Annotated in this window: 10 protein-coding genes and 1 pseudogene; 6 read left to right on the forward strand and 5 right to left on the reverse strand. The window is 55.2% G+C overall.

From position 1 onward, the window contains the following. Positions 1 to 523: 523 nt before the first annotated feature. The gene (locus J3P79_RS03770) at positions 524 to 1,885 is read right to left on the reverse strand and encodes a Fic family protein (protein ID WP_434608279.1); all 1,362 of its coding nucleotides are present in this window, start codon (positions 1,883 to 1,885) and stop codon (positions 524 to 526) included. Positions 1,886 to 2,068: 183 nt separating this feature from the next. Continuing rightward, positions 2,069 to 2,341 (reverse strand): hypothetical protein, encoded by a 273-nt coding sequence (locus tag J3P79_RS03775; protein WP_064107062.1) that lies wholly within the window; start codon positions 2,339 to 2,341, stop codon positions 2,069 to 2,071. Positions 2,342 to 2,821: 480 nt separating this feature from the next. Here J3P79_RS03775 and J3P79_RS03780 point away from each other — a divergent pair, with 480 nt between their 5' ends. Both J3P79_RS03780 and J3P79_RS03785 read left to right on the forward strand, forming a co-directional pair. Beyond that, complete coding sequence (locus J3P79_RS03780) at positions 2,822 to 3,655, forward strand: oxidoreductase (RefSeq protein ID WP_434608281.1); 834 nt, start codon at positions 2,822 to 2,824, stop codon at positions 3,653 to 3,655. Between the two features lie 22 nt (positions 3,656 to 3,677). Then, a complete protein-coding gene (locus J3P79_RS03785; RefSeq protein WP_434608284.1) occupies positions 3,678 to 4,607 on the forward strand; it encodes an AraC family transcriptional regulator N-terminal domain-containing protein in 930 nt (309 codons plus the stop codon). Between the two features lie 31 nt (positions 4,608 to 4,638). On the opposite strand, the gene J3P79_RS03790 is transcribed toward J3P79_RS03785, so the two are convergent. Further along, positions 4,639 to 5,385: an NADPH-dependent F420 reductase gene (locus J3P79_RS03790; RefSeq protein ID WP_434608287.1), complete on the reverse strand. Its 747-nt coding sequence runs from the start codon at positions 5,383 to 5,385 to the stop codon at positions 4,639 to 4,641. 102 nt (positions 5,386 to 5,487) lie between these two features. Here J3P79_RS03790 and J3P79_RS03795 point away from each other — a divergent pair, with 102 nt between their 5' ends. Continuing rightward, on the forward strand, positions 5,488 to 5,841 hold the full coding sequence (locus J3P79_RS03795; protein WP_249876225.1) for a winged helix-turn-helix transcriptional regulator: 354 nt from the start codon (positions 5,488 to 5,490) through the stop codon (positions 5,839 to 5,841). A 43-nt stretch (positions 5,842 to 5,884) separates the two neighbouring features. On the opposite strand, the gene J3P79_RS03800 is transcribed toward J3P79_RS03795, so the two are convergent. Next, positions 5,885 to 6,763 carry a LysR family transcriptional regulator gene (locus J3P79_RS03800; RefSeq protein WP_434608290.1) on the reverse strand — a complete coding sequence of 293 codons (879 nt, stop codon included), beginning with the start codon at positions 6,761 to 6,763 and terminating at the stop codon, positions 5,885 to 5,887. A gap of 99 nt (positions 6,764 to 6,862) precedes the next feature. On the opposite strand from J3P79_RS03800, the gene J3P79_RS03805 reads away from it, so the two are divergent. Both J3P79_RS03805 and dctA read left to right on the forward strand, forming a co-directional pair. Further along, entirely contained in the window at positions 6,863 to 8,032 is a 1,170-nt protein-coding gene (locus J3P79_RS03805) for a mandelate racemase/muconate lactonizing enzyme family protein (protein WP_434608292.1), read from the forward strand. Between the two features lie 100 nt (positions 8,033 to 8,132). Then, a complete protein-coding gene (dctA, locus tag J3P79_RS03810; RefSeq protein ID WP_434608294.1) occupies positions 8,133 to 9,440 on the forward strand; it encodes a C4-dicarboxylate transporter DctA in 1,308 nt (435 codons plus the stop codon). 1,176 nt (positions 9,441 to 10,616) lie between these two features. Here dctA and J3P79_RS03815 read toward each other — a convergent pair. Beyond that, positions 10,617 to 12,182 (reverse strand): DUF6119 family protein, encoded by a 1,566-nt coding sequence (locus J3P79_RS03815; RefSeq protein WP_434608296.1) that lies wholly within the window; start codon positions 12,180 to 12,182, stop codon positions 10,617 to 10,619. Positions 12,183 to 12,497: 315 nt separating this feature from the next. Here J3P79_RS03815 and J3P79_RS03820 point away from each other — a divergent pair. After that, positions 12,498 to 13,894 (forward strand): annotated as a pseudogene (locus J3P79_RS03820) (IS3 family transposase); the annotation flags it as partial. Between the last annotated feature and the right edge of the window lie 115 nt (positions 13,895 to 14,009).

Genomic DNA, 14,009 nt, shown 5'->3' on the forward strand with positions numbered 1-14,009 from the left:
TTTCGTTTGTGGGGAGGTGGAGGAGTACTTTGAAATGTAGAAGGGACTAGTTTGTTTTTGCCAAGTGTCTAGTCCTGAAATAGGTTTACACCTGTTTCAGGACTAGACACACACCGATGGTGGCGTTCAACGCGACGACGCAGAGGGCAAATATCACCTCAGTGATCTCCCATCAGTGACCATGGCGCGACTTCCATGACATGAACTCTGATGGCCGTAACCCATAGCGCGCGAGCACCCCTTCGTGCAGGCGACGGAGTTCTTCGACGATCAGTGCTTGCACTTCCGGCTGTTCTCTTTCTGAAACATATTCCGCTACCGAACGTTGAATACATGACAATGGGTCAAGTTCTGGGTGAGTGATGATTTCCCGAATAGAGGAAAAGGGGACGGATTTATTTAAAGGGCGGAAATCGACGCCCATATGGGGTGGTAAATAAATCTGTCCCCTTTCTTCGGTCCCCTTTCTTCGTAATGGGGACGGGGAAAGACCACGTTATCTGTCCACTTTTTTACTCATCTATCAGTGGCCATGGCGCGACTTCCAGGACATGAACTCCGATGGTCGTAACCCATAGCGTGCGAGGACCCCTTCGTGCAGTCGACGGAGTTCTTCGACGATCAGTGCTTGCACCTCCGGCTGCTCTCTTACCGAAACATATTCCGCTACCGAACGTTGAATACATGACAATGGGTCAAGTTCTGGGTGAGTGATGATTTCCCGAATGGTCTTCTTGATGAAGTCTCGCCATGCCAGGCGTAAAGGGTCCGGCTCCGCAAGGTCTTGCTTGATTGCCAGATATTCCTGTGTTGAGCGTTCGTAGGCCCAGATATACAGGTCGCGAAGCAGCTCTACACGGGTCATTTCGTACACACCCAATGTGGCTCGGCTGTACGCCTGCTCCGGTACATCCAGAAAAGTCAGCGGACAAAGGTTGGCCCGGAACAAAGGGAGATTCGCTGCCAGTCGGGAGGTGCGTTTATTGATGTCGGCAAAGGGCTGCAAGTAGGGCAGGTGCACCATCATGAAGAAAGACTGCTCGAACGGATCAGCGATCTGATTGGCTTTGCCAAGCAGGACGTCCAGTGCATCTTCAATTTGCTGTGGCGTTGAGAGCGGGCGATAGGTACTTTTCCCGATGTCGACGGCGTGCTGGCGAATTCGGCCTTCGTCTGCTGGGTTGGGCAGCAGGTTTTCGGCCAAGGCGCTATGCAGGTTCATCAATGTGTAACGGTTGAACTCGGCACTCTCGATGTTCTCGACCAAAAGCTCGATAGCTGTCTTATGGTTCAAGATCATCTGCGTTTCTATAGCTGCCTTGCCCTGTGCTGCCTTACCTTGCTCGATGAGTTGTCGCGTGTCGAGCCGTGAGTAGGTGTTTCCTTCCAGATGGCTTGATGCCCATGACAGATCAATCAACAAGCGATTCAGGACCGCCCGGCTGTAAGTGCCTGCTGGCTCCGTCGCATCTGCGGTTTTGCCCATTCTGTGCAATTGGCGCCGTAACGACTCAGGTAAGTACCATGTCTCGTTAGGACGATAGGCGTCCAGAAAGTCACGTTGGTAGCCCACAGGCTTGCGCGCTTCTGTGGGCTGGTTGATATAGGCGAGTATGTCCCGGCTGTCTGCAGATAATGGAATGAAGGCAGGGAAGGCATCGGTGTCAGTATTCAGGGCGTGGGTTTCGGCCTGGTGTTCTATTGCGAAATAACGTCGTGCCCTGCCTTCTCCCTGTGCAGTGATTTGGCTGCTTTCGACCAGGTTTGCAAGGATGCGCTGCGCCGTTCGCCGGGCGATTTCCGGGTGCTTGGTCAAAAGCTCTGAGAGGCTCGCCCCGCTCCTGGATGCCAGGATACTGTTCAGTATGTCGGTGGTCGAAGGCATGGTTATGCTGGCGCTGTTAGAGAAGATTTGGCGCGATTATGGCGCAGTTCTCGGAATCGCGCCATTTTGGATTGAAAATGTGGCGCAGTTCTTGACGAACTGCGCCACAGCTCATCGGAGTAGATAGATGTAGTTGCTGCCGACAGTGGGGGCTACGTTATGGCCATAGTCGCCCGTCTCCACTTACTCCGCCGCCTGCGCCCGCAATCGCCTGCCAATCACATCCATCACATCACACCCGTCGCGCAACGCGATGGTCAGCATTTTGCAAAAGTCGGAAAGCACCAGCGTGTCGGAACTGATCTCTGAGCGGAACGCAATATTTTCCAGCAGTTGGGTCACGGTGCGGATGCGGTAGTCAGCGGTTTCGAAGAGGACATCAAGCGGGGCTTCGGTGTCGATCAGCAGGGTGGCGGGGGTGCAGTCGATGCCGGTGATGGGCATGTATCGATTCATGGGTAGGACCTCATTCAATTGAAAGGAGCTACCTCGTTGTCGAGTCGCCAAACCCGAGTCGCCTTTAGGGCGACGACGAACTATAGGCCGTCCCGCTCAAGTGCCACAAGACAGCGCTTTCTGAGCTTCAAGTAGGAGCTTTGACTTTTAAACTGCTGACTTTCCTACATCGCTTTGCGGCTATAAACGGGGTCGAGCCATTCCATTCGGCCTATTGTCATGACCAGGGAGCAGACCGTGGCGAGGGAGCTTGCTCCCGCTCGGTTGCGCAGCGACCGCAAAATCGAGGGGCCGCTGCGCGCCCCAGCGGGAGCAAGCTCCCTCGCCACGAAAGCGATGCGGCTCTATCCAGCCGTTGCAAATGATCGGCCCGGCATATGACACGCTGATAGGAATAGGCAATGCCCGAAGGCGAACCGGCATAGGTGGGCCATTTTTCGATCGTTACCATGACCTCCTGTTTATCCAGTGGAGTTCACCATGCACGACAGAAAAACCCTATTCATCACCGGCGTGAGCAGCGGCTTGGGCAACACCCTGGCGCAAGAAGCGCTCGCGGCAGGCCACCGCGTCATCGGCACGGTACGCAGTGAGGCGGCGTTACAGGCCTTCGAAGCGCTCTCCACGGAGCGTGCCCATGGCGTGATCCTGGACGTCACCGAGTTCGACCGAATCGATAGCGCAGTGGCGCAGATAGAAGCCACTTACGGCCCTGTCGATGTCCTGGTCAACAATGCCGGTTACGGCCATGAAGGCATCTTCGAAGAATCGCCGCTGGAGGAGATGCGTCGCCAGTTCGATGTCAACGTGTTCGGCGCGGTCGCGGTGACCAAGGCCTTCGTGCCGTATTTCCGCCAGCGCCGTGCGGGGCATATCCTCAATATCACATCCATGGGTGGCACCATTACGATGCCGGGCATTTCCTATTACTGCGCGAGCAAGTTTGCCCTCGAAGGCCTTTCCGATACGCTGAGCAAGGAGCTGCTACCGTTCAATATCTTTGTGACGGCGGTGGCACCGGGCTCGTTCCGCACCGATTGGGCGGGGCGTTCGATGCAGCGCACGGCGCGGAGTATTGGCGACTACGACGCCAGTTTCGATCCGATACGTAAAGCGCGGGTGGAGAAAAGCGGCAAGCAACTGGGCGATCCTCGCAAAGCGGCGCAGGCGATATTGCAGATCATTGCCAGCCCGACGCCGCCTGCGCATTTGCTGTTGGGCAGCGATGCGCTGAATCTGGTGCGCGACAAACTCAGTCGGGCCGCCAGCGAGATTGATCAATGGGAAGCGCTGACCCGTTCGACCGATGGTTGAGCGGCCAGCAAAGGGGGCGACAATGACTGAGGCCGCTGCGCGCATGGTGCAGTTGATGGAGCAGCTTGCACCAGTCGAGGGCTACAACCTCAGCGCACTGGACGAGATTCGTTTCCTTCGTTCGAACCGGCCACTGACGCGCACGCCGGTTCTATACGAGCCCGGTATCGTGATCCTGTGCCAGGGGCGCAAGCGCGGCTATCTGGGCGATGAAGTCTATGTGTACGACGCCCAGCATTACCTGGTGGTATCCGTTCCGGTTCCGTTCACCATGGAGACCGACGCCAGCGCCGAGGAGCCCATGCTGGCGATCTACATGCGCCTCGATTTACAACTGGCCAGCGAGTTGATGTTGCAAGTCGACGAGACCCTCGGCTCCAGCGATGCCCAACCCAAAGGCATGTACTCCTCACCCATGGACGATCTGCTGCGCAGCTCGACGCTGCGTTTCCTGGAGGCAATGAGTCATCCGGGCGACGCGCAAATCCTCGGACCGTCGCTGATACGGGAAATCTACTACCGCATCCTGACCGGCGAGCAGGGCGGTTCGATGCGCGCCGCCCTCGCTCGCCAGGGGCACTTCGGCAAGATCAGCCGGGCGATCCGCAAGATCCACGGCAGCTACCACGAGCATCTGGACGTCGAAACACTCGCTCACGAAGCGGGCATGAGCGTGCCCAACTTTCACCTGCACTTTCGCGGTGTGACGAACTCTTCGCCCATGCAGTATTTGAAATCGACACGCCTGCACCAGGCGCGCTTATTGATGTTGCGCAACACGATGAGCGCCTCGACGGCGGCGTTCAATGTTGGCTATGAAAGCGCTTCGCAATTCAGCCGTGAGTTCAAGCGAATGTTCGGCAGGGCGCCGCAGGCCGAGATTGAATGGATGAAGGCGACGTATGCGTTGCCTGCGCCAGTTGGTCCGTCTGTTTATGTTTCGTCGCATTAGAACGGGGTGAAATCGCTCCGGTTAACCAGCGTCAATCCAGTGCGTTGAGGGAGCGGTTCATGGCGACAATATCGGCATGGCTTGGGTTGGGCCCGAGCCGCCCGAAGTGTTTAGGAAACTCGTCTCGTTTCGCAGCGGCTTGCCCTTTGGAGGCGGTCAAAAGCGCCTTGCGCAGAGTCTCGGCGTCGTAGTCGCAGCAATAGCCTGGCGTACACGGTTGCTGTCTCCAGGACTCTCCCAGGGAACCTCCGTCCACCGGATCGAAGCCTGCTTGGTTGACCAGGGACATCACCGTTTCCTTGGCCTTGGGATCGTCGCCGGCCACTGCCGCTGCCAAGCGACCTGGAGTGCCTTGGCCACTGCCCAACTCGGCCAAGGTATAGGCCAGGATATTGTTGAAAGCCTTGATGACGGGGCGCCCAATCTGCTTTGAAACCCAAACGCTTTCCGTCATCCCTTGATCAATTTCAGCAATGTTGGGATCACGTAGGCCAGGGTAGTAATTACTCGTGTCCACCACCGGGACGCTGCCTGGTACACCGGTAAACAGATCAGCAGGTAATGCGCGCAACGCCGGTAGCGGTATGGATAGCACGATCACATCAGCGCCCTCGACTGCGCCGCGAATGTCCACCGGTTCGGCTCCAATTTCTTCGGCGAATGCGCGAACGCCGTTGATGCCACGAGAGTTTGCAACACGTATGTCGTGGCCCGCTGCCTTGAATTTGCGAGCGAGGGTGCCCCCGATGTTACCGGTTCCGATGATGCCGATTTTCATGTCTGAGTCTCCTGGATCATTTGTCTTGCACCGATTCTAGGAGGCTGGTGTGATAACGGTAAGTACCTACCAAAAGGTGTGTAACTCACCATCGAGGAAGAAATGGAACGGGAATGGGATTGCGGCGATCCGCAAAATCGTCGGAAATGGGCCGAGGCAACGACCGAAACGCTTCGCGTGCTGGAAGGGAAGTGGAAGATCATTATCTTGTGCCAGCTTTTCGCGGCGAAGGGCGCGCTGCGTTTCTCGGATCTGGAGAAGCTGATAGAAGGGATCAACCAGAAGATGCTGATCCAACAGCTAAAACAGTTGGAAAAGGACGGCATTGTGCAGCGGACGGTGTATCCGCAAGTGCCACCGAAGGTGGAATACAGGCTCACGCCCATGGGCCATGCACTCGGGCCGTCGATCCAGGCGTTGATCGAATGGGCAGAGATGAGGCGCGATCACACCTGAGATGACTGTCGAGGCGCAATGGCCCGACGCGGGCGAAGCAACTTCAGCAATCCCTCAACTTCGCCCAAAACTCCTCCGCCGATGGGCTAATGGCACCCGTTGGCCGAGTGAGGTGAATGTCCAAGGGAATATCCCAACTTTCATCAAGGGCTCGTACCAGGCGACCGTCGGCGACCTCTTGCTCGGTCAGGCTGCTTGGCAGCCAGGCCACACCTTTGTTTTCCAGCGCCATGGACATGAGCACCGCTGCGAGGTGACTGCTGAACAGCGGCTTGAGGTGCAGGAACTCTTCCTTGCCCTGGAGTCGATGAGCGACGATGCGCCCCAACCCGGACTCTTGGGTATACGCCAGGTACGGCAGCGATGCGGGCGCATTGCCAAAGTTCGCAGAAGCGCTCGCCAGTGGGACGAGTACATCCTCGCCGACTTTTTTGCCTGTGAACTGATCAGGGGCCAACAGCGGTGGGACATCCGGATGACGATGGCAAAGCAGGAATTGCACCTGGCCCTGGATCAGCATCTGCTCACAGGCCGCCATGCTATCGGAATGCAATCTCACCGCCTCGATGGGGGCACCGTTTTCCGTGCTTCTCAGCCACTTCGGAAAAAACGTGAATGACAGCGAATGGGTGGCCGCGAATTGTAGCGTCTTGATCGCCATGCCAGCCACTTCCTGGGCTTCGCTGCGCATGCGGTACAAGCGCCTCGCCGTCTCCTGGGCACTGGGCAAAATCTGCTTTCCCGCCTCGGTCAGCGTGGCACCTTGTGGCGTGCGAACGAACAGTTCCACACCCATCCAGTTTTCCAGTGCACGAACTCTGCGGCTGAACGCCGGTTGAGTCACGTGGCGCGCTTCAGCGGCGCGAACAAAGCTGCCGTACTCCGCCAACGCTGAAAAATCTTCTAGCCAAACGAGTTCCAAGGGCAATGCCTCCTGTGCATGGGGCGCGGCATTATTAGCATTGGGCGGGTGCCATCGCAAAGCATAACGTGGGGCCATCAACAACAAGAGGAACCCGCCATGCGCATCATCGACATCCGTGAAAAAACCGTTTCCATTGCCTCGCCAATTGCCAATGCCTACATCGACTTTTCCAAGATGACCTGCTCGGTCGTCGCTGTCGTCACGGATGTGATTCGCGAGGGTAAACCGGTCATCGGCTACGGTTTCAACTCCAACGGACGTTATGGCCAAGGCGCTTTGATGCGTGACCGTTTCCTGGCGCGTATCACCGAAGCCGACCCTGAGTCGCTGATCGATAAAGAAAACAATAACCTTGATCCGTTCGCCATCTGGAAAGCCCTGATGACCAACGAAAAACCCGGAGGTCATGGCGAACGCTCGGTTGCCGTGGGCACCATCGACATGGCCGTCTGGGACGCCGTCGCCAAGATCGAAGGCAAGCCGTTGTATCGCCTGTTGGCTGACCGTTACCGCAGCGGCGTGGCCGACGACAAAGTCTGGGTCTACGCCGCCGGTGGTTACTACTACCCAGGCAAGGACGACGCCAAGCTTCAGGATGAAATGCGCAGCTACCTGGATCGCGGCTACGACGTGGTCAAGATGAAGATCGGCGCGGCGCCTCTGGCTGATGATCTTCGGCGAATCGAATCGGTGATCAAGGTGGTCGGTGATGGGCGTCGCCTGGCTGTGGATGCCAACGGGCGCTTTGACCAAGACACGGCCATTGCCTATGCCGAGGCTTTGAAACCCTACAACCTGTTCTGGTACGAAGAAGCAGGCGACCCCCTCGACTATGCCTTGCAGGCTGAATTGGCCAAACACTATGAGCTGCCGATGGCCACCGGCGAAAACCTGTTTTCCCATCAAGACGCCCGCAACCTGCTGCGCCATGGCGGCATGCGTCCCGATCGTGACTACGTCCAGTTCGACTGCGCGCTGTCCTATGGCCTGGTCGAGTACATGCGCACCCTGAAAGTGATGGAAGACATGGGCTGGTCTTCGCGTCGCGTCGTTCCCCACGGAGGCCATCAGATGTCCCTGAATATCGCCGCGGGCCTGCATCTGGGCGGTAACGAATCCTATCCCGATGTGTTCCAGCCGTTCGGCGGGTTTGCCGACGGGATTCGCGTGGAAAACGGCTATGTGGGCCTGCCGGACATTCCGGGTGTCGGCTTCGAAGCCAAGTCCGCCTTGTACGCCGTCATGCGTGAATTGGGCGAGGGTTGATAGCCCGAACTCGGCCTCTTCGCCTGAGGCCGCCGTTATCAGGCGTCACCCACTGACGCCACACCACACGCCCATCACAACAATAAAATGAGGTGCTCCCGTGGAAATCTCCAAGTCCCGCTGGTATAGCCAGCTGTATGTGCAGGTCCTGATCGGCATCGTGGTCGGCGCCGCAATTGGTCACTTCGAGCCGCAGTTCGGCGCCAAGCTCCAGCCTTTTGCAGATGGTTTTATCAGGCTGATCAAAATGCTGTTGGCCCCGATTATTTTTGGCACCGTGGTGGTCGGTATTGCCAAGATGGGCAACATCAAAGAGGTTGGAAGAATTGGCGTAAAATCGCTGATCTATTTCGAGATTCTTTCAACCATCGCGCTGGTTATCGGCCTTGTCGTGGTTAACATCGCCAAGCCCGGCGTGGGGATGAACATCCATGTCGAGACACTCGATGGCAGTGCTATCGCCAAGTACAGCCAGGCCGCCTCTGCCCAGGGCGGCACCGTTGATTTCTTCATGAACATCATCCCGCCAACCTTTGTCGGTGCGTTTTCCAATGGCGTCATGCTGCAAGTCATCCTGCTTTCTGTCTTGATGGGGGTGGCCCTGGTTCAAATGGGTGAGACCAGCAAGCCGCTGATCAACACCATCGATCTGTTTCTGCAAGGGCTGTTCAAGATCGTTGCCATGGTCATGCGGCTGGCTCCGATTGGCGCTGGCGCGGGAATGGCGTTCACGATCGGCAAGTATGGCATCGGTACGCTGCTGTCCCTCGGCCAACTGCTGGTAGCGCTCTACGTCACCACCCTGGTCTTCATCGTGATCGTGCTGGGCACGGTGGCCCGATGGTCAGGCATGCCCCTGCTCCAGTTTCTCCGTTACTTCAAGGACGAGATTCTGATCACGCTCGGAACGTGCTCGACCGAGGCCGTGCTGCCGCGAATGATGGTCAAGCTTGAAAAGCTGGGCTGCAAGAAATCGGTGGTGGGGATGGTGCTGCCGACGGGCTACACCTTCAATGCGGATGGCACCTGCATCTACCTGACCATGGCCGCGATCTTCATCGCCCAGGCAACCAACACACCGCTGACGTTTATGGACCAGATGATCCTGTTGGGCGTTTTCCTGCTCACGTCGAAAGGTTCGGCTGGCGTGGCAGGGGCCGGATTCATCACCCTTGCGGCAACGCTCACCACCATCCACTCCATTCCGCTGGTAGGCCTTGTCCTGCTCCTGGGCATCGACCGATTCCTCAACGAAGCGCGAGCCGTGACGAATTTGATCGGGAACGGTATCGGCACGATCGCCATTGCCAAGTGGGACAACTCTTTCGATGTGGAAGCGTGTGAGCGTGAAATCGCGGCCATGAAAAATGAAAAGGTGGCGCGTAGGGGGTTGGCTGCGCTGAAGTGATTGGTATTGCTTGCTTGATGGTGCTGGGAGCTTGGTTTGACTGAATTCCAGGCACAAAAAAAGACGTTTGAGGACGTCTTTTTTTGTTGGGTTGGTGGGCCGGGGGGATTGAAAATATATGCATAACTTATTGTTTTTGATGAATTTAGTTAAAATTTTATTATTAGATGCCCCCATAAGTGCCCCCGTGCACGTATTTCCGATGAGCGGCTATTTGAGGAGTTGAACTGGCGTCCTGAATTCTCGTTTTGCGACTGGGCGAGGCCAATCAACCACAGGGGAGCATTCAATAGATTCGTTCGTGTACAGCATAACCTCGGTTGCCTGGCCAGGAGGGTTTGATGTCCAGCTCAGACCGGGTGCTGGGTACATGTCAGGTCACGCGGTTGGGTTTTTTCCGCGGTAGCGCACCATGGGCTCATCTAGGACGATTTGAGCTGAGGTGCGGTATGAGACACTCGATGGTTACCTGCCACAAATGTGGCAACGCGATGGTTCCGAGGGCGTCATATAGCCGTGGTTTCTGGGGGTATTCGCCTTCGTCCAATCATTGCCCCTTTTGCCTGAGTGAGAACTGGCACGGCGGAAACCCAGGGTTAGGGGCTCGGCTGTTCGCTTTGGTTGGCCTGGCTCTTGGTGTTCTGGCCTGCGTGTTGGTGGGAGCTCTTCTGTTCAAGGTGCAGTGGTGGCTTGGTGTCGAAGGACAGTGGCCTCTATTGACGCTGGGCACATGTGCGGTGTCGGTTAGCGCGGGATACCAATTTTACAACTGGTTTATTGATTGCTGACCGTGATTATTGCTGTGGAAGGCAGCAATCGGCCCAGAGTGTGTAAAAACGCTTCGCCAAAATTGCAGTGTGGGCATCCGCGTTAAATCTTAAATTTATCGGCACGTTAGCAGATGTGGATTTCGCGTAGAAACGCGATTTTCAGTCCGGTTTTGAGCATCAGACGTGCTCAAAAACGTCTTTACGCTGCCTCGGCCAAAAAAGCGGACGACCAGCCGGGAAGCGGCCCCATTCCCGAAGAGGCCCCTCACAGGCGCACGCGTTCGGCCAATAGGTGCCAGTCGCTGGTATCTGGGAAACTATGGACGATTCAGGCATCGGGCAACGGGCTGACCCAAGTCTTCCCTAGAGGTACAATTGAGCTGGGAGTAGTTTTGGGACTGGTTCGCTATTGTCGCGCAGCAGTGTTTTGTTGGGGCGTGCGCCTGTAACTAATGTTTACTATGGGAATTCTTCCGCGTAGAAGTGTGAACTTTCTCCAGTTGGCCAGCTTAGTGAGGAATATAAGAGAATTCAGATCAGACAGGCGTTCAATGTCTGTTTGGCGTTCGATAAATAACCATAAGCATACCTGCTTTACATAAAAGTCTGTTCCATTTGCTTGAGCAATGAATGAGCTTCGTTCAAGAACACTAAGAGACGCCATCGCCTGGTCAATTGCATAGTTCAGTTTTTGCGGTTCTCCAATTTTTACGATGAAGATCGTCTCATCCTTAAAAAGATCGGCAACTTCTACCGTAGCACCTTCTGGCGAGCTCAAATCACGATCGCCGTCACAGTACCCAAAGTTTTCGGCCAGTGTTACGTTGACAAAGCGCTCGGCATATCTAACTCTGCCGGTCTGCTGTCCTTTCCAAATCTCAAAAGCCTCATAATTAAATAGAGGCATTTCAATCGAGAATCTAGTGTCAATCCGATTGACTTCTTGACGAATTGTATTCAGGTAAGTTAAATCATATCGATGCCACCTACCACCCTCGAGATAGTAGCCTTCTTCATCCTTGTAATCCAAGATGTCCTTGAGTGTTGTTATCTGCCTCTCGCCATCATCACCCAAAATAGCAACTGTTGCATTGAATAGCGCTTCATAATCTCCATCGAAATCTTCACGTGCAATGGTGCGAAGCGTCGTCAACTCAAGTTCGTCATTCAAGACAAATCGTTGTTTGGGTGTCCTAAGCACATAGTCGCGCTCTTCAGGAAACATCAGAGCGACACCTGATAGCTGCGTTGGACTGATGTCGGCCATATACAGATCGTTTTCAATCGCTTCTATCAACTTTTGATCTTGTTGAAGAATTACGTCTTGTTGATGGATCATAATTCGTCGAGGAATCTGTTTTACAATATCACCTTCAAGCACTCTGACGAGTCTCTGGCATATGAGATGACAGTTTTCTACTCCGAATTTTCGGTGCCTAAGATGAACTGAATGTCCGCAACTGATGTTCCGTCCCCACATTGTGATGTCAGCTGGAATACCTCGAATGTAATCGACAGCTTCACCAGCTTCATACGCCAGATCTGAAATGATTTTATATGTGTCGATGCTTCTTAATCGGCTTCCGGCAAACTCTTGCGAACTTTTTATTTTGAACGAGCTCAGCAGTCGACTGGCTATATCTATACCGAAGTCGAGATCGGAAAATTTCGAGATATAAAAGTGCGCTGATCCATAACTTAATACAAATGCTTGATCATCAAAGGTAACTATTACGGCGGCGGCGTAATGAGGGGTGCTCTTTTCTTCGATTTGAAAATTTTTTGCTAGGTCGGCGGTCCACTTTATTGGAGTGGGGTAGGCACTCTGTGTAAAGAAGAGCCTCAGATTAAAACGTTTCTCTTCGTGCTCACGTTCTATTTCTTGTACGAACGTAAGGTTATTAGCTGTTAATGACTCGACCAAATTATCCAGTTGGGCAGTGTATATTTTAAATATATTGAGGGCCGCCATACCAATCCCCTGGTTGTGAAACCACTTACCCGATAGTGCTGTCAGAACCAGGTATGAGGTGCCATCCTGTAGGTGCAGAAAAAAGCCTGCGAATCTGATGCTAGCACAAAGCTACCCTTGGGCGACTGCTCGTTGGGTAAGCGTGGAGGCCGAGGGTGGAATCGAACCGGCATAGGTGGATTTGAAATCTACGAACACCCCCATCGCCTGATGTCAGCTTCGGGGCGGATGTTGCCTCCCGCCCCCCGGTCAGGATAGTTGTCGCCTCTCCGAAATTTCCTGAAAACACTAATCGGGGGCGGAAAGAGACTGCTCGTGCCGTACTATTCACCGGAACGCAAAGCCGCATTGCTCAAGATGCTGCTTCCCCCGCTCAACCTATCGATGGCCGAGGTTTCCCGGCGCGAAGGGGTCAGCGAAATGTCTTTGTCCAACTGGCGAAAACAGGTCAGTTTTGAAGGAAACGCAGTGCCCGAAAACACCCCATCGGCCCAAAACTGGACAGCCGAAACCAAGTTTGCCGTCGTTCTTGAAGCCAGCGGTTTATCCGAGATCGAACTGGGTGAGTACTGCCGTCGAAAAGGCCTTTACCCCGAGCAGATCAAGGCGTGGCGACAAGCTTTCATCAGTGGTCAAAAGTCGGAAAAGGCTCAGTCCAAAGACGACCGCGAGCAAGCCCGCAAGGACAAGAAACGCATCGAGCAACTTGAGCGCGAACTACGCCGTAAAGATAAGGCGCTGGCTGAAACTGCCGCGTTGCTGGTGCTGCGAAAAAAGCTCAACGATTACTGGGGGATCGACAACGAGGACAGTTGACGGCTTTGCCGGAACGGCAATTGCTCGTGACCTGGTTGCATGAAGCGCAACTGGCCGGAGCCCGGAAGATCAGAGCCTGTCAGGAAGTCGGCCTCTCGCTCAGAACCTTGCAGCGCTGGACTGAAACCGAGGCTGTTCAGGCAGATGCCCGAACCACCACGGTACGACCCAGGCCACGCAATGCGTTGAGCGAGAGCGAACAACAAGCGATCCTGACGCTGTGCAACTGCCCGGCCTACGCCCATTTACCGCCGAGTCAGATTGTGCCGAGGCTGGCCGACCAGCAGCGCTATCTGGCATCGGAGGCCACGTTTTATCGGGTGCTGCGTGCAGCGGGTCAACAACAGCATCGAGGTCGCAGCCAGCGACCCCGACGACACGCGGCACCGACAACTCACGCCGCCAAAGGACCGAACCAGGTGTGGTCATGGGACATCACATACCTGCCTTCGCCGGTTCGAGGAAAGTATTACTACTTGTACCTGATCGAGGATATCTACAGCCGCAAGGCCGTGGGCTGGGAGGTCTACGAAGAAGAAAGCGGCGAGAAGGCGGCTGCTTTGCTGCAACGCAGCGTGATCGGCGAACAATGTTTGCGCGAGTCGCTGGTGCTGCATTCGGACAATGGCGCGCCGATGAAATCGTTGACGCTGTTGAGCAAGATGCATGACTTGGGCATCACACCGTCGCGTGGCCGACCGCGTGTGAGCAACGATAATCCGTACTCGGAGTCGTTGTTCAGAACGTTGAAATATTGCCCGCAATGGCCGACGGATGGCTTTGCCAGCCTGGAGGCCGCACGGGCTTGGGTCAGGGATTTTATGCGCTGGTATAACCACGAACACCGGCATAGCCGGGTAAGCGTCCGGCAGACACACCTTGACCACACCATTCTCCCCCGTGCTCCTCAAAACCACGCTCATTTGCAAGGCTTTAGTAAGCGCTTGGTTAAGTCACCGTGGTTCGGAATTCGCGCTTAGAAAACTCAATAGATAGTGAAGTGGGACGCCT

The organism is Pseudomonas sp. R1-7 (genome assembly GCF_051132105.1).
GTDB lineage: Bacteria > Pseudomonadota > Gammaproteobacteria > Pseudomonadales > Pseudomonadaceae > Aquipseudomonas.